At 48.4% G+C, this 19,214-nt stretch carries 18 protein-coding genes; 15 read left to right on the top strand and 3 right to left on the bottom strand.

Translation table 11 applies throughout. The features are described from left to right. Positions 1 to 168: 168 nt before the first annotated feature. Positions 169 to 567: a response regulator gene (locus NBH01_RS05145; protein ID WP_008761074.1), complete on the bottom strand. Its 399-nt coding sequence runs from the start codon at positions 565 to 567 to the stop codon at positions 169 to 171. Between the two features lie 144 nt (positions 568 to 711). Between NBH01_RS05145 and NBH01_RS05140 the strand changes: the two genes are divergently transcribed. The 8 genes from NBH01_RS05140 (at position 712) to NBH01_RS05105 (ending at position 10,770) form a co-directional block, all read left to right on the top strand. Then, complete coding sequence (locus NBH01_RS05140) at positions 712 to 2,349, top strand: ABC-F family ATP-binding cassette domain-containing protein (RefSeq protein ID WP_008761073.1); 1,638 nt, start codon at positions 712 to 714, stop codon at positions 2,347 to 2,349. 87 nt (positions 2,350 to 2,436) lie between these two features. Then, positions 2,437 to 3,018: an ATPase gene (locus NBH01_RS05135; protein ID WP_008766449.1), complete on the top strand. Its 582-nt coding sequence runs from the start codon at positions 2,437 to 2,439 to the stop codon at positions 3,016 to 3,018. Further along, entirely contained in the window at positions 3,008 to 3,220 is a 213-nt protein-coding gene (locus tag NBH01_RS05130) for a DUF8506 family protein (protein WP_151209141.1), read from the top strand. The genes NBH01_RS05135 and NBH01_RS05130 overlap by 11 nt, the downstream gene beginning before the upstream one ends. A gap of 96 nt (positions 3,221 to 3,316) precedes the next feature. After that, entirely contained in the window at positions 3,317 to 3,727 is a 411-nt protein-coding gene (locus tag NBH01_RS05125; protein ID WP_011108102.1) for a DUF6769 family protein, read from the top strand. An 86-nt stretch (positions 3,728 to 3,813) separates the two neighbouring features. After that, on the top strand, positions 3,814 to 5,085 hold the full coding sequence (locus NBH01_RS05120; RefSeq protein WP_225680500.1) for an efflux RND transporter periplasmic adaptor subunit: 1,272 nt from the start codon (positions 3,814 to 3,816) through the stop codon (positions 5,083 to 5,085). 129 nt (positions 5,086 to 5,214) lie between these two features. Beyond that, positions 5,215 to 8,343: an efflux RND transporter permease subunit gene (locus tag NBH01_RS05115; protein ID WP_225680498.1), complete on the top strand. Its 3,129-nt coding sequence runs from the start codon at positions 5,215 to 5,217 to the stop codon at positions 8,341 to 8,343. A gap of 50 nt (positions 8,344 to 8,393) precedes the next feature. Continuing rightward, complete coding sequence (locus NBH01_RS05110) at positions 8,394 to 9,587, top strand: TolC family protein (protein WP_048694452.1); 1,194 nt, start codon at positions 8,394 to 8,396, stop codon at positions 9,585 to 9,587. Positions 9,588 to 9,945: 358 nt separating this feature from the next. Continuing rightward, positions 9,946 to 10,770, top strand: coding sequence for an Ig-like domain-containing protein (locus tag NBH01_RS05105; RefSeq protein WP_225680496.1), 825 nt, complete (start codon positions 9,946 to 9,948; stop codon positions 10,768 to 10,770). Between the two features lie 74 nt (positions 10,771 to 10,844). Here the strand turns inward: NBH01_RS05105 and NBH01_RS05100 are convergent, their stop codons facing one another. Beyond that, positions 10,845 to 12,323, bottom strand: a complete 1,479-nt coding sequence (locus NBH01_RS05100) for a methyltransferase RsmF C-terminal domain-like protein (protein ID WP_225680494.1) — start codon at positions 12,321 to 12,323, stop codon at positions 10,845 to 10,847. Between the two features lie 108 nt (positions 12,324 to 12,431). Here NBH01_RS05100 and NBH01_RS05095 point away from each other — a divergent pair, with 108 nt between their 5' ends. The 6 genes from NBH01_RS05095 (at position 12,432) to NBH01_RS05070 (ending at position 17,156) form a co-directional block, all read left to right on the top strand. Beyond that, the gene (locus NBH01_RS05095) at positions 12,432 to 13,184 is read left to right on the top strand and encodes a DUF6249 domain-containing protein (RefSeq protein WP_070750395.1); all 753 of its coding nucleotides are present in this window, start codon (positions 12,432 to 12,434) and stop codon (positions 13,182 to 13,184) included. After that, the gene (locus NBH01_RS05090; RefSeq protein WP_008761066.1) at positions 13,181 to 13,729 is read left to right on the top strand and encodes an RNA polymerase sigma factor; all 549 of its coding nucleotides are present in this window, start codon (positions 13,181 to 13,183) and stop codon (positions 13,727 to 13,729) included. The genes NBH01_RS05095 and NBH01_RS05090 overlap by 4 nt, the downstream gene beginning before the upstream one ends. Then, positions 13,713 to 14,042 carry a DUF5056 domain-containing protein gene (locus tag NBH01_RS05085; RefSeq protein WP_113748198.1) on the top strand — a complete coding sequence of 110 codons (330 nt, stop codon included), beginning with the start codon at positions 13,713 to 13,715 and terminating at the stop codon, positions 14,040 to 14,042. The genes NBH01_RS05090 and NBH01_RS05085 overlap by 17 nt, the downstream gene beginning before the upstream one ends. A 511-nt stretch (positions 14,043 to 14,553) precedes the next feature. Next, positions 14,554 to 15,825: a cardiolipin synthase gene (gene cls, locus NBH01_RS05080; protein ID WP_225680492.1), complete on the top strand. Its 1,272-nt coding sequence runs from the start codon at positions 14,554 to 14,556 to the stop codon at positions 15,823 to 15,825. A gap of 37 nt (positions 15,826 to 15,862) precedes the next feature. Next, positions 15,863 to 16,657, top strand: a complete 795-nt coding sequence (locus NBH01_RS05075; RefSeq protein WP_008761063.1) for a thymidylate synthase — start codon at positions 15,863 to 15,865, stop codon at positions 16,655 to 16,657. Between the two features lie 4 nt (positions 16,658 to 16,661). Next, entirely contained in the window at positions 16,662 to 17,156 is a 495-nt protein-coding gene (locus NBH01_RS05070) for a dihydrofolate reductase (protein ID WP_008761062.1), read from the top strand. Between the two features lie 19 nt (positions 17,157 to 17,175). On the opposite strand, the gene NBH01_RS05065 is transcribed toward NBH01_RS05070, so the two are convergent. Further along, a complete protein-coding gene (locus NBH01_RS05065; protein ID WP_008761061.1) occupies positions 17,176 to 17,655 on the bottom strand; it encodes an Lrp/AsnC family transcriptional regulator in 480 nt (159 codons plus the stop codon). A 152-nt stretch (positions 17,656 to 17,807) separates the two neighbouring features. On the opposite strand from NBH01_RS05065, the gene NBH01_RS05060 reads away from it, so the two are divergent. Beyond that, positions 17,808 to 19,085: an IgA Peptidase M64 gene (locus tag NBH01_RS05060; protein WP_117578938.1), complete on the top strand. Its 1,278-nt coding sequence runs from the start codon at positions 17,808 to 17,810 to the stop codon at positions 19,083 to 19,085. Positions 19,086 to 19,214 lie beyond the last annotated feature (129 nt).

Below are 19,214 nucleotides of genomic sequence, written 5' to 3'. Positions count from 1 at the left end.
AGCTATTTGTTAATATCACAAATACAAAACAGGAAAAAACACCCGAATTGTTATACCGTTTTTCTACTCAGCGATACCGTTTTACCGGATAAAGATCATGTTTGCCGGAGCAAGGACCGGTTTAACAAACAAAAAAGATCAGTCTACCGGACAAAAAAAGAGATCGGTCTACCAGACCAGTTCGGGGAAATACTTCGTCAGCGTATTGCGCAGAATCGACAGTGTGATCGGTTTCACCAGCACTTCGCTCGCTCCCGCGTTCATCGCATTCTCCTTGTCAGAGCTGAAAGCGTAGGCGGTCTGCATGATGATAGGGATTTCCTTGTTTTCTCCGCGGATGATTTTCGTAGCATCCAGTCCGTTCATCACAGGCATTTTGATGTCCATCAGGATCGCTTTAGCCTCGTTGCCGTATTCCTTGAACAGTGCCACGATTTCTTCGCCATTCTTGGCCCACTGTATATCACATTTCTTTCCGATGATTGCTTTGATCAGTTTGAAGTTGCTGTCGTCGTCCTCAGCCACTAAGATAAGAGGTCTGAATTCATTTGTTTGTCCGCCTTCCATATCGTTTCTATATTATTTTTAAAATTATTCTTTTAAATTACTTTTTAGTCAACATATTTCAGTTAATAATGCTTTTCAGCCCGCAAGTTATAAAAAAGATTGATATATTTCGCTATCTTTGCGCCTCAAATTATAAAGAATTGTATGATTTCGATAGACGGACTAGCCGTAGAGTTTAGCGGCACTACCCTATTTAGTGATATTTCTTTCGTTATTAATGAAAAAGACCGCATCGCCCTGATGGGGAAAAACGGAGCGGGAAAAAGTACCTTACTCAAGATTCTGGCAGGAGTCAGACAGCCTACCCGTGGCAAGGTTTCGGCCCCCAAGGATTGCGTAGTAGCCTATCTCCCACAGCATTTGATGACGGAAGACGGCAGAACCGTGTTTGCCGAAACGGCACAGGCGTTCGCGCATCTGCACGAGATGGAAGCACGGATCGACGCACTGAACAAGGAGCTGGAAACACGGACGGATTACGAAAGTGACAGTTACATGGCACTGATCGAGGAAGTGTCCGCCCTCAGCGAAAAATTTTACTCCATCGACGCAACCAATTACGAAGAGGATGTAGAGAAATCATTACTCGGACTCGGATTCACACGCGAAGATTTTCAACGTCAGACGAGCGACTTCAGCGGAGGCTGGCGCATGCGCATCGAGCTCGCCAAACTGCTGCTGCAAAAACCGGACGTACTCCTGCTTGACGAACCGACCAACCACCTCGACATCGAATCGATCCAATGGCTGGAAGATTTTCTGATCAATAACGGCAAAGCGGTCATCGTGATCAGCCACGACCGCAAATTCGTGGACAACATCACCACCCGCACCATTGAAGTAACGATGGGGCGCATCTACGACTATAAAGTAAACTACTCCCAATACCTGCAACTGCGCAAGGAACGCCGCGAACAGCAACAGAAGGCTTATGACGAGCAACAGAAGTTCATCGCCGAAACGGAAGCCTTCATCGAACGCTTCAAGGGGACGTACTCGAAGACTTTGCAGGTGCAGAGCCGTGTCAAGATGCTGGAAAAGCTGGAATTGCTGGAAGTAGACGAGGAAGATACTTCGGCACTGCGGCTGAAATTCCCGCCTTCGCCCCGTTCGGGCAGTTATCCCGTCACGATGGAAGGTGTCGGAAAGACGTACGGCGATCATGTCGTGTTCCGCAACGCCAACCTGACAATTGAACGTGGCGACAAGGTGGCTTTCGTAGGCAAGAACGGTGAAGGTAAATCGACGCTGGTGAAATGTATCATGAACGAAATCGACCATGACGGCACGCTGACGCTGGGACATAACGTGCAAATCGGATATTTCGCGCAGAATCAAGCCTCGCTGATGGACGAAAACCTCACGGTTTTCCAGACGATTGACGACGTGGCAAAAGGAGAAATCCGCAACAAGATACGCGACTTGCTGGGCGCCTTCATGTTCGGCGGGCCGGAAGAGTCTATGAAGAAAGTGAAAGTGCTCTCGGGTGGCGAACGTACCCGTCTGGCAATGATCAAGCTCCTGCTGGAACCGGTCAACCTCCTGATTCTGGACGAGCCGACCAACCACCTCGACATGAAAACCAAAGATATCCTCAAGCAAGCGCTGATGGATTTCGACGGCACCCTGATCGTCGTTTCGCACGACCGTGACTTCCTTGACGGACTGGTGACCAAGGTCTACGAGTTCGGCAATAAGAAGGTGACGGAGCATCTTTGCGGCATCTACGAATTCCTCGAAAAGAAGAAAATGGATTCGTTGCAGGAACTGGAAAAGAAATAATAAACAATAAAAAGACATTATCTGCTTTAGGTGAAAGAAAAAGTATTTGTATATTTGTCACATAATATCTGAAACAGATAATTTAAAATGGATGAAACGAGGCAGTTATACATTATAAGCGGATGCAACGGAGCTGGTAAAACAACAGCTTCTTATACTGTACTGCCCGAAATATTATTGTGCAAAGAATTTGTCAATGCAGACGAAATAGCCAAAGGACTATCGCCTTTCAATCCGGAAAGCATGGCTATCGAAGCCGGACGTCTGATGTTGAAACGTATTGACGAACTATTGGCTACAAGAACCAGTTTCTCCATCGAAACGACATTAGCGACTCGCTCGTACACACGGCTCATCACAAGAGCACAGAGTGCCGGATACAAAGTAAGCCTGATCTATTTTTGGCTAAACTCTCCGGAACTTGCTGTCAACCGTGTATTGCAACGGGTCAACGAAGGCGGGCATAACGTGCCCATTGATACAATCTACCGCCGCTATCAGGCAGGCATAAACAACCTGTTCCGAATATATGCGCCACGTGTAGACTATTGGCTATTAGCAGATAACAGTGTTTCTCCCCGAGTGATTGTAGCCGAAGGCTGCCAGCAAGGTGAGGACCGGATATACGAACTTGAACTTTTTAATCGCATCAAGAGTTATGTCAAATAATGAAATGCAAGAATTGAGTGATAAACTGCGGCGCGGGCTCCAACTGGCCGAACAACGGCTACTGGAAAGAAATGCCCGTCACGGAAAACTCCTCAGTCAAGGGACGCCCGATGGAAAAGTGATTTACGTCTCCGCCACAGAATTGCTCGAACGCTTGCAGGAGCAAGAAAAAGAGAAAAGTAAAGAGTCGGAAAAAGAATAATTGAAGTTTTATAATAAAGCAACAACCGGAGCTCTATAATAAAGTAAAAAGATATTGGAAGTTTTACAAAATTAGAAAGCTCTATATAAACAAAGGATGAAAGGGAAGAAACGATTCATAGTAACGATGCTATTCTTTATCAACATTATCATGTTGGTAGCCGCTGTTATTCCCCATCACCACCACCCCAACGGGATGATCTGCATGAAGCAGGACCAACCGGTAGAGCAGCAATGCCCCAACCACCATCATCACCCCGCAAGCGATTCATGTTGCAGCAGCGAATGCATGACCCGCTTCCACTCTCCCATCCCCTCCGTACACACGGACAGCGGACCGAATTACGTATTCGTCGCCACCCTGTTTACGGATACGATCATCGAACATTTATTACGACCGCAGGAAAGACGAGTCAAAAATTACTACATCTATCGTGAATCCCTGCACGGTACGAAAATACCTCGTACCTCCTCCCTTCGGGCCCCTCCCTACTCTGTTTTTGCGTAATGACGTAAATGCAAGCAAGTTGCATCTGCGTTACTCTATCTTTGTAGCGTACAAAAACAGTAAAACTTAGTAGGAAAACAACATTTATGAAGAAACTTATCTTTATAGGAGTCATGGGATTATTCGTCCTGGGCTCTTGCAATAGTAAAAATACTGGTCATGAAGGGCATGACCACGAGACCGTCACACACAATCATGATGAACACGAAGGACATGACCACGAAGCGGAAGGTCATGACCACGAAGCCGAAGGAGCCGACCATTCACACGAAGGTGAATGCAGCGGAGGACACGATCACGGCAAAGCTGCCACCAGCGAACCCGCCGGCGAGCACAGCGACGAAATCATCCTCCCGAAAGCGAAAGCTGACGCTGCCGGTGTGAAGGTAAATGCCATCACACCGGCCCCCTTCCAGCAAGTGATCAAGACAAGCGGACAGGTACTCGCTGCCCAGGGCGATGAATCGGTGGCCGTAGCCACGGTGGCCGGAGTCGTTTCTTTCCGCGGCAAGGTGACGGAAGGAATGAGCGTAGGTCGCGGCACTCCGCTGGTGACTATTTCTTCGCACAACATCGCCGACGGTGACCCCGTGCAACGTGCCCGAATCGCTTACGAAGTATCCAAAAAGGAATACGAACGAATGAAGTCGCTCGTCCAAAACAAGATTGTGTCCGACAAGGATTTCGCACAGGCGGAGCAGAACTACGAAAACGCACGTATCAGCTACGAAGCGCTCGCCAAAAACCACTCGGCCATCGGTCAGAATATCACCGCGCCCATTGCCGGATACGTGAAAAGCATTCTAGTCAATGAGGGAGACTACGTAACCATCGGTCAGCCACTGGTCAGCGTGACACAGAACCGCCGGCTTTTCCTCCGTGCCGAAGTATCGGAAAAATACTACCCGTATCTCCGCACAATCAGTTCCGCCAATTTCCGGACACCTTATAATAATGAGGTCTACGAACTGAATGAACTGAGCGGCAGACTGCTTTCCTTCGGGAAAACTTCCGGAGACAATTCTTTCTACGTGCCCGTCACCTTCGAATTTGACAATAAAGGAGAAGTGATTCCGGGGTCATTCGTCGAAGTTTATCTGCTTTCCTCCCAACTGGAAAACGTGATTTCCGTGCCCCGCACCGCCCTGACGGAAGAGCAAGGCATCTTCTTCGTCTACCTGCAACTCGATGAAGAAGGCTACAAGAAACAGGAAGTGACCCTCGGCGCCGACAATGGCAAAAGTGTACAAATCCTGACCGGAATCAAAGCCGGAGACCGTGTAGTGACCGAAGGCGCATACCAAGTTCGCCTGGCAAGCGCAAGCAACGCCATCCCTGCCCACAGTCATGAGCACTAGCGGCAAGGTGCCGTATCCAAGTTCTCTTGCGGCATACACAGAATTCATTTATAGTCACGCAAGTTTATCCCCTGCCCGGCACTGCTCAAAAGTAAACCGGGAGGAACCAAACTTAATCAATGAAATATCATGCTAAATAAAATCATACATTACTCCCTGCACAACCGACTGGTTGTGCTCTGCGCGGCCATCCTCCTGCTTATCGCGGGGACTTACACCGCCATGCACACGGAAGTAGACGTGTTTCCCGACCTGAACGCCCCGACAGTGGTCATCATGACCGAAGCCAACGGTATGGCAGCCGAGGAAGTGGAACAACTCGTCACCTTCCCCGTCGAAACAGCCGTAAACGGGGCTACCGGCGTACGCCGTGTCCGTTCTTCTTCGACCAACGGTTTCTCCGTCGTCTGGGTAGAATTCGACTGGGGCACAGATATATACCTCGCCCGTCAGATCGTCAGCGAAAAGCTCGCCGTAGTCAGCGAGTCACTTCCCGTCAACGTGGGCAAGCCGACTCTCGGCCCCCAATCGTCCATCTTGGGCGAAATGCTCATCGTCGGTCTGACCGCCGACTCCACCTCCATGCTCGATCTGCGGACGATTGCCGACTGGACGATCCGCCCGCGCCTGCTCTCCACCGGAGGTGTGGCACAGGTGGCAGTGCTCGGAGGAGACATCAAGGAATATCAGATTCAGTTGGACCCCGAACGGATGCGCCACTACGGCGTATCGATGGGAGAAGTGATGGCCGTCACCCAAGACATGAACCTGAACGCCAACGGCGGCGTACTTTACGAATTTGGCAATGAATATATCGTGCGCGGAGTGCTCTCTACCACCAAAGTGGAAGAACTCGGCAAAGCGGTAGTGAAAACGGTGAACAGCTTTCCGGTAACGCTGGAAGACATCGCCGACGTGAAAATAGGGCCCAAAGCCCCGAAACTGGGCACAGCCTCGGAACGTGGCAAACCTGCCGTACTCATGACCGTCACCAAACAGCCCGCCACCAGCACGCTGGAACTGACGGACAAGTTGGAGGCCTCTCTGCAAGACTTACAGAAGAATTTGCCTGCGGACGTCAAAGTCTCCACGGATATTTTCCGCCAGAGCCGCTTTATCGAAAGCTCCATCGGCAACGTGAAAAAGTCTCTTTTTGAAGGAGGAATCTTTGTCGTCATCGTACTTTTCCTGTTTTTGGCCAATGTGCGCACTACGCTGATTTCCCTTGTCACGCTACCGCTTTCACTGCTCGTCTCCATCCTCACGCTCCACTACATGGGGCTGACTATCAACACGATGAGTCTGGGAGGTATGGCGATTGCCATCGGTTCGCTGGTCGACGACGCCATTGTCGACGTGGAAAATGTATACAAGAGACTGCGGGAAAACCGTCTGAAAGCGGAAGCCGAACGCCTCAGCACGCTCGAAGTGGTATTCAACGCTTCGAAGGAAGTGCGAATGCCGATTCTTAATTCAACGCTGATCATTGTCGTCAGCTTTGTGCCGCTGTTCTTCCTAAGTGGAATGGAAGGCCGTATGCTGGTACCGCTGGGCATCGCTTTCATCGTGGCACTGTTCGCTTCCACGGTCGTTGCCCTCACGCTGACTCCGGTGCTCTGCTCTTACCTGCTGGGCAGCAACAAGACGAACAAGGAACTGAAAGAATCCTTCCTTGCCCGCTGGATGAAAGGTATTTACGAAAAGGCGCTGACATGGGTACTGGCTCACAAACGGGTGACACTCGGCAGCACCATCGTCCTTTTCCTGATCGCCTTAGGGGTATTCTTTACGCTCGGGCGCAGCTTCCTTCCTTCGTTCAATGAAGGCTCGTTCACCATCAATATCAGTTCGCTGCCGGGCATATCCCTGGAAGAAAGCAACAAGATGGGACACCGTGCCGAAGAATTGCTGCTGACAATCCCCGAAATACAAACCGTAGCCCGCAAAACGGGACGTGCCGAACTGGATGAACACGCGCTCGGCGTAAACGTTTCGGAAATCGAGGCGCCGTTTGAACTGAAAGACCGCCCGCGCAGCGAACTCGTCGCCGAAGTGCGCGAGAAACTCGGAACGATCACCGGAGCAAACATCGAAATCGGTCAGCCCATCAGCCATCGTATCGACGCGATGTTGTCCGGTACGAAGGCAAATATCGCCATCAAACTCTTCGGAGACGACCTGAACAAGATGTTCTCGCTGGGCAACCAGATCAAGGGAGCTATCAGCGACATTCCGGGAATTGCCGACCTCAACGTGGAACAACAAATCGAACGCCCGCAGTTAAAGATACAGCCCAAACGGGAAATGCTGGCGAAATTCGGCATCACCCTGCCGGAATTTTCTGAATACGTGAATGTGGCGCTGGCAGGAAAAGTGATTTCTCAAGTGTACGAGCAGGGCAAGAGCTTCGACCTCATCGTCAAAGTGAAGGACGACGCACGCGACGAAATGGAGAAAATCCGCAACCTCATGATCGACACCAACGACGGACGCAAAGTTCCTCTGAACTACGTGGCGGAAGTGGTTTCCTCCATGGGCCCGAACACAATCAACCGCGAAAATGTAAAACGGAAAATCGTTATCTCCGCCAACGTTGCCGACCGTGACCTGCGCAGTGTTGTAAATGATATTCAGAAGCAGGTAGACGCCACTATCCAGTTGCCCGAGGGCTACCACATCGAGTATGGCGGACAGTTCGAAAGCGAACAGGCTGCCAGCCGTGTATTGGCGCTGACATCTTTCATGAGTATTGTCATTATTTTCCTGTTGCTTTACCACGAATTCCGCAGTGTCAAGGAGTCCGGCGTGATCTTGCTGAACCTGCCCCTGGCATTGATCGGCGGCGTTTTTGCCCTTGTCATCACGACCGGCGAAGTAAGCATTCCGGCAATTATCGGTTTCATTTCGCTGTTCGGTATCGCGACCCGTAACGGTATGTTGCTCATCAGCCACTACAACCACTTGCAGCAAGTGGAGGGACTGAACGTGTACGACAGCGTGATACAAGGTTCTCTCGACCGTCTGAATCCGATCCTGATGACGGCTCTCTCCTCTGCGCTGGCACTGATACCGCTGGCTCTGGGCGGTGATCTGCCGGGCAACGAGATTCAAAGCCCGATGGCCAAAGTGATTTTGGGCGGACTTTTAACATCTACTTTCCTGAACGGTTTCATCGTTCCGATTGTTTATCTGATGATGCATCGCCAGCGTAGCGCCGGAGCAAATTCTCCATGCGACGTACCGGCGGAACAGGCATAATTATCAGTTAAATATAGCTACTATATATAGAGAAACAAATAAAAAAAAGTATGAAACGAATCATCATCATAGGCTCTTTGGTAAGCTGCGCACTTCTCGCCCTCACGGGCGAAGTGCAGGCCCAAAGCGGCATCGAACAGGTTTTGAAGAATATCGAAGCCAACAATAAGGAGTTGCAGGCAAACGCCCAACTCATCACCTCGCAAAAGCTGGAAGCCAAAACGGACAATAACCTGCCGGACCCGACATTATCATACGCCCACCTTTGGGGAGCGAAAGATAAAAACGAAACGATCGGCGAACTTGTGGTGTCGCAAAGTTTCGACTTTCCGAGCCTGTATGCCACCCGCAACAAGCTGAATCGTCTGAAAGCGGGTGCTTTTGACAGTCAGGCGGACGTCTTCCGCCAAGAGAAATTGTTGCTCGCCAAAGAAGTGTGTCTGGACATTATCATGCTGCGCCAGCAAAAACACATCTTGGAGGAACGGCTGCGCAACGCAGAAGAACTTGCCAAAATGTACGCCAAGCGCCTCCAAACCGGAGATGCGAACGCTCTCGAAACGAATAAAATCAATCTGGAACTGCTGAATGTCAAGACGGAAACTTCGCTGAACGAAACGGCACTGCGCAATAAGTTGCAGGAACTGAACACGTTAAACGGCAATATCCCCGTAGTGTTCGAAGAAAACACGTATCCTGCGACGCCTTTCCCTGCCGACTATCAGATACTGAAATCGGAAGTGCTCTCCGCCGACCGCACGTTAATGGCGTTCAACAACGAAAGCCTCGTTGCCCGCAAGCAGATCGCCGTCAACAAGTCGCAATGGCTACCGAAACTGGAACTCGGCTACCGCCGGAACACCGAAACGGGAACGCCTTTCAACGGAGTAGTAGTGGGATTCTCCTTCCCGCTTTTCGAGAATCGCAACAAGGTGAAAATAGCCAAAGCGCAAGCGCTGAACATCGACTTGCAGAAAGACAACGCCACCCTGCAAGTGGAATCCGAACTGGCACAGCTCTATCGGGAAGCCAAAACGCTGCACACCTCTATGGAGGAATACAGGAAAACTTTTCAGGCGCAACAAGACCTTGCACTACTGAAACAGGCTCTGACAGGCGGACAGATCAGCATGATCGAGTATTTTGTCGAGGTATCCGTCATTTATCAAAGTCATCAGAATTACCTCCAGCTGGAGAATCAATATCAGAAGGCAATGGCACGAATTTATAAGAGCAAGCTATAAATTCCGCTTTATTTCGCCCGATTATTGAATAAATAACTGAGGTTTCGCAAGTTCTTTATATTATTGACAAACAATAGTATCCCAAATGGGGGTGACTAAAAAGTCGATTCTATCTCCATTCTCCTCCTTCGGGAAGGAGGAGTACCCGTAGGGGGAGGTGGTAGGTGAAACATAAAAATACCTATAATAGAATACGAATGAATGCTTTTCTCACCTACCACCCCGCCCTACGGGCACCCCTCCTCCCGGGAGGGAGGGGAATTAAGATAGTTTGGATAACGCAAAAGTAACCTGCGAAACTTGAATAAATAAAAAGAATGCATTACATTTGGGGACTGTAAAAAAACACTAAACTATTATGAAAACTAAAACCCTCTCTTACACCCCCATCTTGTTTTGCATTCTTATTTTATGGAGTGCCTGTAAAGACGATGCCGATGCCCCCCTGCGGTTTTACGACAGCAAATACGAAGTGCCCATGGGAGGAAGACGCTACCTCGGAATCGAAAGTGGAAACGGAGACTACTCTCTGGAAATCGGAAATCCCCGCATCGCAAGTGCCGGAGTCGAAAGCGGCTGGAGCGGAGTTCCCGCCGGACGAATGATTTACATATCCGGCATTCTCACCGGAAGTACGTATCTGAAAGTGACAGACAACGCCACACAGGAAACGCTCACTCTGCCCATCAAAGTGGTGGACTACTACGAAGATCTCAATCTGATACACGGCTCGTCCTCCCTGCGTCCCAATGGGGACGAGAACCTACTGCCGGGTGTTGACGACATTTTCCTTGTCAGCAACGCTGCCCGTGACGCTTATTTCTTCAAACAAGGACAGCAAACCGCTTTTTCATCGGGACTCGAACTGATCACCAAAGGAACTTATGCACTGAAGCAAGGAGAAGACAACAAAGCCACGCTGACCCTTACCTTTTCATTGGATGCCGCACCGGCTACGGAACACCATTTCACCGTATGGGGAAACACGTACCTGCTTCACCGGCTGGACAAGAACTTATATCTGAACTGGGGCACGCCGCCCATTGGAGAAACACGGACATCACCTGCCCCGCCTCCGGCCTACACACTGGAAGAAATAACGGAAGGAGCAGAACCGGGAACAGGCAGACAGGTCGGTTTCATTCTGAATTATAAGGAAATACCCACTGGAATACTTCCCTAAATTATGGATGATAAATTAGCCGAGCTATCAAGATAAGCATTCTATCCGTTGTCCGTTTCTTTCGAAAATAATCTTTACAGCGTACGTATCTCCTCCGGCAAATACCCGCTGCGGATACGCCACTCCTGCGGATAAAGATTATTGGCACGATTTCCGATATTCTTCACAAATCCGAGAGGAATATTCCGGTAAGTAAGCAAGATATAACCACGAGGGGCTGTTTCCGACAAGGTAATAGCCTCTTTTCGTAAATAAGCGATAGCCTGTTCATAACTCACCTCTTCCGTATCAAAAGCATCCTGCCGCAAGAGCGTAGCGCTCATTGCCAGCGCATGAGCGGGAATCAAATCTCTCCCTTTCACTTCACCAGTCAGAACGCCTGCCTGTATCACTTTCAGATGCTGTTTCATGGCAGCCAGTTCATCGGTATATCGTTGCGGAAATGCGATGATGCCCGCGCCTTCCGCAGACAGGGTGCATTTTTCGACATTTTCCTGCTTCAGCCAGTTCAGTGCCATCCCCATGTGTTCTTTGGAAACGGGAGAAGCAGCCGCTCCGCCTTTCTTATCTTTTTTCTTGGACGCCTTTGCTTTTGAGAATGAATAGGCTGCCGGTTCATCTTCCGCATCCGGTTTACGAAGTGCCGCCAGAAAGAATCCTTCGCCTTTTGTCTTATGAGGAAGAAAATGACAGACAGACAAACTTCCCTGAGATTCATCCTCTCCATCGAGTAAATTCCCTGTTATATTCCACTCGTTCCGCACCTCCAGAGGCAAGAGCTCCGCACCGAATTCCTGCTGAATCCAGCAGACGTTCTCTTCATCTTCTTTGCTATTATAGGTACACGTACTATATATTAATATGCCGCCCGGTTTCAGACAGGGCCAAATATCCGCAATAATCCGCCGCTGACGCTGCCAGCAGATCTCTACATTCTCCGGGCTCCATTCCTCCACAGCCACGGGGTCTTTACGAAACATTCCCTCGCCCGAGCAAGGCACATCGGTCAGAATGACATCGAAGAAAGACGGAAGTGCCGAGAAATCAGCCGGATCATTGTTGGTAACCACCACATCCGGATGCCCCCACTTCGTCAGATTCTCCGCCAGCACCTGTGAACGGTTCCGGATCACTTCATTCGCCACCAGCAGACTCCCTTCCGGAAGCACGCTGCGCGCATGGGTTGATTTTCCTCCGGGCGCCGCACAAAGATCGAGCATCACCACCGGAGACTCGACATACTGCCGCAGCACCTGCTCCACAAACATGGACGAAGCCTCCTGAACATAGTAGCAACCGGCATGAAACAACGGGTCGAACGTAAAAGTCAGACGCTCGTCAAGATAGTAGCCGTCGGATGCCCAGGGAACTTTGTTGAAGGAAAAATGAGCAGAACTGTCTGTCAGCGAGCTTACTCCTTCCTCCTTCATTCTCAATTTATTGATCCGAATGCTGACGGGAGGCTCCTGTTGCAAGGCGGCAGCCAGTTTTTCATATTCTTCATTGCCCAGTAAGGCACGGGTATAATCGATAAAAGAAGCGGGTAAATTCATTTTTCATTTATTAATTCCTGCAAATATCAAAAATATTTCGTCTCTTTGCAACTTTCTGACATACGAACTACGTCTAACAGACAAAGAAACAAATAAAAGAATTAATATATGAAACGGATTTTAATTGCTTTACTGGTCATGATGACCATTTTCTCGCTGGCAAACGCCCAGAAACAAACGACTATTGTGAACGACTCTACCGGAAACGTAAAAGTGACCGTAACGAAAGGGAAAGGCAAGGATGCCAAGGTAAATGTCGGCAACACGGCCGTCACTGTGATCGGCATCGATGACGAAGACGCCGACACGACAAGTGTAGATACGGGCAAAGTGAGTAGCTCCTCGCGCGGCCCTCACGGAAAAGCGAGCTTCACCATCAGCTCTGACGACGATGACTTCCCGTTCAATAATTTCGGAGATGCAGTCGGAGGAGGTATTCTGGTAGCCATCATCAGCATCATTGCCATATTCGGAATGCCGGTATTCATCATATTTGTAGTCTTCTTCTTCCGCTACAAGAACCGGAAAGCACGCTACCGTCTTGCCGAACAGGCTCTCGCAGCCGGTCAGCCTCTTCCTGAAGAATTCATACGGGAGCACAAATCGACAGACCAACGTACACAAGGAATCAAAAACACCTTTACAGGCATCGGGCTCTTCATATTCCTCTGGGCCATCACCGGCGAATTCGGAATTGGCGCTATCGGACTGCTCGTCATGTTTATGGGACTGGGACAATGGCTGATCGGCTACAAGCAACATGCCAACGAGGAAACCAAGAACAGAGAAACCGCCGTCAGAAGCAACGACATCATCATCTCGGAGAGGAACGACGAAGAGAAGAACGAAGAAAATAGATGAGCCAACTCAACGATATATCGCTAGTCGCACAGGTCGTGGTGTTCAAGAACACCAGGGCCTTCGACCAGTTGGTACAAAAATACCAGTCGCCTGTCAGACGCTTCTTCCTGCATCTGACTTGCGGTGACAGCGAATTGAGTGACGACTTGGCACAGGATACATTCATCAAGGCATATACCAATCTGGCCTCGTTCCGTAACTTGTCGAGTTTCTCCACGTGGCTATACCGTATTGCTTATAATATTTTTTATGATTATATTCGCAGCCGGAAGGAGATGGCAGACCTGGATACCAGGGAAGTAGACGCCGTCAACTGCACCGAACAAGCGAACATAGGGCAGACAATGGATGTTTATCAGTCACTCAAATCGCTGAAGGAAGTGGAACGAACCTGCATCACGCTGTTTTACATGGAAGATGTAAGCATCGACAAGATTGCAGGAATAACGGGAATACCGGCAGGAACGGTGAAAAGCCACCTGTCGCGTGGAAAAGAAAAATTAGCAACGTATTTAAAAAGAAACGGTTATGACGGAAATAGATAATGATAAACTTCTGAAAGATTTCTTTGCAGAAAACAAGCGGGAAATAGCCGACAACGGATTCAGCCGCCGCGTCATGCACCACTTGCCCGACCGCAGCAACCGGTTGGCACGCCTTTGGACTGTATTCGTAATGACAGTAGGAGCCACGCTCTTCGTCACTCTGGGCGGACTGGAAGCCATATGGGAAACACTGAAAGATGTACTCATCGGCATGATCAACCACGGCGCAACCAGCCTCGATCCGAAATCAATCATCATTGCAACGGTCGTCCTACTGTTCATGGCCGGACGGAAAGTAGTATCAATGGCATAACAATGCTTGTCACACTCTGTGCCAAGGGCTTGGCACAGTTGTGACACCGCACTGGCACAGCAGTGCCACGCCGTTGGCACAAGTGTGACAACGGCAGGGAACACAGCAGACAGTTCAGATGTATCGAACGAATATAATTCCCCAGATCAAGAGATTCTTGTTAATTCCTTCTGTTAAAGTATTCAAGTTTCGCAGGTTACCTTTGCGTTATCCAAACTATCTTAATTCCCCTCCTCCTGGGAGGAGGGGTGCCCGTAGGGCGGGGTGGTAGGTGAGAAAAGCATTCATTCATATTCTTTTATAGGTATTTTTATTGTTTCACCTACCACCTCCCCCTACGGGTACTCCTCCTCCCGGGAGGAGGAGAATTGAGATACTATTGTTTGTCAATAATATAAAGAACTTGCGAAACTTCAGTTAAAGTATAATAAATTTGCCCTCCTCTCCCGATAGCTCCAAACATAGATGTTGTATCTTTGTTACTTTGTAAACTAAAATAGCGAGAAGAGTTTTGAAACTACGTATATTTCTTTTATTTCTATTTCTGTCTTTATTCCGTGCTCAGGCAGATGTCATCGACAGTTTGATGACGCATCCCAGAGACTCCATAGCTCTGACAAGTGACTCCCTTGTATTACGTTTCTTATCGGAGTCAGGGATTCCTATATCCGATAATAACAAGGTCAGGTTACTGAAAAGCGGACGAGAAAAATTCATTGATTTATTCAGCGCCATCCGTGACGCCAAACACCACATTCATCTGGAATATTTCAATTTCCGCAATGACTCTATAGCCAATGCGCTGTTCGACCTGCTGGCCGAAAAGGTAAAAGAAGGCGTGGAAGTACGGGCCATGTTCGATGCGTTCGGCAACTGGTCGAACAATAAACCGCTCAAAAAGAGGCATCTCAAAAAAATACGCGAACAGGGAATCGAGATTGTCAAGTTCGACCCGTTCACCTTTCCCTACATCAATCATGCGGCACACCGTGATCACCGCAAAATAGCCGTCATCGACGGCGAAGTCGCCTATACGGGAGGAATGAACATCGCCGACTACTACATCAACGGACTCCCCAAAATCGGTACATGGCGTGATATGCACATGAGAATAGAAGGCGATGCCGTCAATGACCTGCAAGAAATATTTCTTACCATATGGAACAAGGAGACTAAACAAAACATTGGCGGCGAAGCATACTTCCCCAAGCACAAGGAGCAGTCGGACAGCACCAATGTAGTCGTCGCCATCGTAGACCGCACACCGAAGAAAAACAGCCGTATGCTCAGCCATGCTTATGCCATGTCGATCTATTCGGCACAGAAAAACGTGCACATCGTCAACCCGTATTTTGTGCCCACATCCTCCATCAACAAGGCGCTTCAACGCACCATCGAACGAGGTGTGGATGTCACGATTATGGTTTCTTCCGCCTCCGATATTCCGTTTACTCCGGACGCCGCCCTCTACAAACTTCACAAACTGATGAAAAGGGGAGCCACCGTCTATATGTACAATGGCGGTTTCCATCATTCCAAAATCATGATGGTCGACGATATTTTCTGCACGGTAGGCACCGCAAACCTGAACAGCCGCAGCCTCCGGTACGACTACGAGACGAACGCTTTCATCTTCAACAAGGAAATTACAGGCGAACTGAACGACATGTTTCAGAACGATATAGAGCACTGTACGCAGCTGACACCGGAATTCTGGAAAAAGCGCTCACCGTGGAAGAAGTTCGTCGGATGGTTTGCCAATTTATTCACGCCATTTTTGTAATTTTGCATCGCACCAACTTATTGGAAAATTATTCGCTATGAAACAATATTTAGATTTACTCAATCGCGTATTAACTGAAGGAACTGAGAAAAGTGACCGTACAGGAACCGGAACGATCAGTGTGTTCGGGCATCAGATGCGTTTCAACCTCGACGAGGGTTTCCCGTGTCTGACCACCAAAAAACTGCATCTGAAATCAATCATCTACGAGTTACTCTGGTTTCTGCAAGGTGATACGAACGCGAAATATCTGCAAGAACACGGTGTACGCATCTGGAACGAATGGGCGGACGAAAACGGTGATTTAGGTCATATCTATGGCTATCAGTGGCGTTCGTGGCCCGACTACGACGGCGGATTCATCGACCAGATCAGCGAAGCGGTAGAGACGATCAAGCACAATCCCGACTCCCGACGTATCATTGTCAGCGCCTGGAATGTAGCCGATTTAAAGAATATGAATCTGCCTCCCTGCCATGCCTTCTTCCAGTTTTACGTGGCAGACGGCCGGCTGAGCCTGCAACTTTACCAGCGCAGCGCGGATATATTTCTCGGAGTCCCGTTCAATATCGCATCGTATGCACTGCTGCTACAAATGATGGCGCAGGTGACAGGACTGAAAGCGGGTGAATTTATCCATACACTTGGCGATGCCCATATCTATCTGAACCACTTGGATCAAGTCAAATTGCAGCTTAGCCGCGAACCACGCGCATTGCCTCAAATGAAAATTAATCCGGATGTGAAGAGTATCTATGACTTCCAGTTCGAAGACTTCGAACTGGTGAACTACGACCCGCATCCACATATTGCCGGAATAGTAGCGGTATAAAACCATGAGTAAAATATCAATTATTGCTGCCGTAGACCGCCGAATGGCGATCGGCTTTCAGAATAAACTGCTTTTCTGGTTGCCCAACGACTTGAAACGCTTCAAGGCATTGACTACCGGAAACACCATCATAATGGGAAGAAAAACCTTCGAATCGCTGCCGAAAGGTGCGCTGCCCAATCGCAGAAACGTTGTATTATCCACCCGTCCGGATACGGTATGTCCCGGTGCGGAAGTCTTCCCGTCGCTGGAAGTCGCCCTGCAAAGCTGCAAGGAAGATGAGCACGTCTATATAATAGGTGGCGCAAGCGTCTACCGACAGGCACTTCCTCTTGCCGACGAACTTTGTCTGACGGAAATAAACGACGTTGCTCCTGAAGCCGACGCCTTCTTTCCGGAAGTATCTCCGGCTCAATGGCACGAAAAAAGCAGAGAAGCTCATCCTGTGGATGAGAAACATCTCTGCCCGTATGCTTTTGTAGATTACGTGAAACAGTAAGCTATTTTATTCTGTACGATTAATCTTCGTCTTCAATGTCGACCATAATCGGCATCTGCCGCTTTATGGCTTCATGGAAAGAGATCAATGTCTCCGTACGCGCCAACCCCAGAGGTTGCAATTTATCATGTATGATACTCAGCAAATGGTGATTGTTCTTAGCGTAAATCTTGATAAACATATCATATTTACCAGTAGTGAAATGACATTCTACTACTTCCGGAATAGCTTCCAAAGCTCTTGTTACCGAATCAAAGGATTCCGGATCTTTCAGATATATACCAATATAAGCACAAGTTTCATATCCTATCTTCTCAGGATCGATCACATATTCCGATCCTTTCAATATTCCCAGATTAGTCAACTTCTGAATGCGCTGGTGGATAGCCGCCCCGGAAACGTTACACGCTCTTGCTACTTCCAAAAAAGGAATACGCGCGTTCCCTGCTATTAATTTCAGAATTTGCTCATCTAAAGCATCTAATTGATGATGTCCCATTTTTGAATCAAATTGTTTTAATCAATGAATCTTTCATGCAAAGTTAGCTATTTTTCGGCAACAAATACTATGATTTATTACTTTTATTTGCAAATATCGAATAAGTCAACAATAGTTTGTACCTTTGTAAAAAACATAAATATACTATTTATATGAAACAAATTTGCAGTATTCTTCTTTTTTTCCTGATTTCGGCAGGAAGTTATGCGCAAAACTTTGCAGATTATTTTCAGAATAAGACGTTACGGGTGGATTATATCTTCACCGGAAACAATAAGCAGCAAGCGATCTATCTGGACGAGCTATCTCAGCTTCCCTCCTGGGCAGGTCGTGAACATCATTTGTCCGAACTTCCGCTCGAAGGCAATGGGCAGATTATCGTCAGAGATCTCGCCACCCGACAGTGTATCTACAAGACTTCCTTTTCTTCTCTGTTTCAGGAGTGGCTGTCCACCGATGAAGCCAAGGAAACAGCCAAAGGCTTCGAAAATACATTCTTGCTTCCCTACCCCAAACAGCCGGCAGAGATAGAAATCGTGCTGTTCTCTCCCCGCAAGGAAGTGATGACCAGCTTCAAGCACATTGTCCGTCCGGACGATATCTTGATTCATAAACGGGGAACATCACACGTCACTCCACACCGGTATATGCTTCAGAGCGGTAACGAAAAAGAGTGCATAGATGTCGCTATCCTGGCAGAAGGCTACACGGAAAAGGAAATGGACTTATTCTATCAGGATGCACAGAAAGCCTGCGAAAGCCTGTTTTCACACGAACCGTTCCGGTCGATGAAAAATAAGTTCAACGTAGTGGCTGTAGCCAGTCCGTCGATTGACAGCGGAGTCAGTGTTCCCCGCGAAAATCAATGGAAACATACGGCTGTTCATTCTCATTTCGATACTTTTTACTCGGACCGTTATCTGACTACAAGTCGGGTGAAGGCCATCCACAACGCTTTGGCCGGCATTCCTTATGAGCATATTATTATCCTTGCCAATACGGATGTGTACGGAGGCGGAGGAATTTACAACTCATATACGCTGACTACCGCTCATCATCCGATGTTCAAGCCTGTAGTGGTCCATGAATTCGGACATAGCTTCGGAGGCTTGGCGGATGAATATTTTTATGATGACGATGTAATGACGGACACGTATCCGCTGAATGTAGAGCCGTGGGAACAGAACATCAGTACACGGGTAAATTTTGCCTCGAAATGGGAAGATATGCTTGCACCGAATACGCCTGTCCCCACACCTATAGCACAACATCAAAACTATCCGGTAGGTGTATATGAAGGCGGCGGTTACTCAGCCAAAGGTATTTATCGGCCGGCATTCAATTGTCGCATGAAAACAAACGAATATCCTGAGTTCTGCCCGGTATGCCAGCGTGCTATCCAGCGGATTATTGAGTTCTATGTACCTTAATTAAAGGCAGTAACATCTCATAGTATCATATAACTGATATATTCACCCGATAAAAGTATACACATTTGATATAACATTTGGTATAGTAATATCCGGTACAACAACAAAAACAATATTGTCAAACTTAAA

Source organism: Bacteroides sp. B1-V-101 (genome assembly GCF_023656585.1).
Classification (GTDB): Bacteria; Bacteroidota; Bacteroidia; order Bacteroidales; family Bacteroidaceae; genus Bacteroides; species Bacteroides thetaiotaomicron.
This window is presented reverse-complemented; position numbering and strand designations above follow the sequence as displayed.

Excerpts from the sequence above, each read along its gene's own strand:
- NBH01_RS05115 (WP_225680498.1), top strand. The coding sequence starts at position 5,215 with ATGCTAAATAAAATCATACATTACTCCCTGCACAACCGACTGGTTGTG.
- NBH01_RS05145 (WP_008761074.1), bottom strand. The coding sequence starts at position 567 with ATGGAAGGCGGACAAACAAATGAATTCAGACCTCTTATCTTAGTGGCT.
- NBH01_RS05125 (WP_011108102.1), top strand. The coding sequence starts at position 3,317 with ATGAAAGGGAAGAAACGATTCATAGTAACGATGCTATTCTTTATCAAC.
- NBH01_RS05060 (WP_117578938.1), top strand. The coding sequence starts at position 17,808 with ATGAAACAAATTTGCAGTATTCTTCTTTTTTTCCTGATTTCGGCAGGA.
- NBH01_RS05065 (WP_008761061.1), bottom strand. The coding sequence starts at position 17,655 with ATGGGACATCATCAATTAGATGCTTTAGATGAGCAAATTCTGAAATTA.
- NBH01_RS05110 (WP_048694452.1), top strand. The coding sequence starts at position 8,394 with ATGAAACGAATCATCATCATAGGCTCTTTGGTAAGCTGCGCACTTCTC.
- NBH01_RS05120 (WP_225680500.1), top strand. The coding sequence starts at position 3,814 with ATGAAGAAACTTATCTTTATAGGAGTCATGGGATTATTCGTCCTGGGC.
- NBH01_RS05130 (WP_151209141.1), top strand. The coding sequence starts at position 3,008 with ATGTCAAATAATGAAATGCAAGAATTGAGTGATAAACTGCGGCGCGGG.
- NBH01_RS05090 (WP_008761066.1), top strand. The coding sequence starts at position 13,181 with ATGAGCCAACTCAACGATATATCGCTAGTCGCACAGGTCGTGGTGTTC.
- NBH01_RS05070 (WP_008761062.1), top strand. The coding sequence starts at position 16,662 with ATGAGTAAAATATCAATTATTGCTGCCGTAGACCGCCGAATGGCGATC.
- NBH01_RS05100 (WP_225680494.1), bottom strand. The coding sequence starts at position 12,323 with ATGAATTTACCCGCTTCTTTTATCGATTATACCCGTGCCTTACTGGGC.
- NBH01_RS05075 (WP_008761063.1), top strand. The coding sequence starts at position 15,863 with ATGAAACAATATTTAGATTTACTCAATCGCGTATTAACTGAAGGAACT.
- NBH01_RS05140 (WP_008761073.1), top strand. The coding sequence starts at position 712 with ATGATTTCGATAGACGGACTAGCCGTAGAGTTTAGCGGCACTACCCTA.
- NBH01_RS05085 (WP_113748198.1), top strand. The coding sequence starts at position 13,713 with ATGACGGAAATAGATAATGATAAACTTCTGAAAGATTTCTTTGCAGAA.
- NBH01_RS05095 (WP_070750395.1), top strand. The coding sequence starts at position 12,432 with ATGAAACGGATTTTAATTGCTTTACTGGTCATGATGACCATTTTCTCG.
- NBH01_RS05135 (WP_008766449.1), top strand. The coding sequence starts at position 2,437 with ATGGATGAAACGAGGCAGTTATACATTATAAGCGGATGCAACGGAGCT.
- NBH01_RS05105 (WP_225680496.1), top strand. The coding sequence starts at position 9,946 with ATGAAAACTAAAACCCTCTCTTACACCCCCATCTTGTTTTGCATTCTT.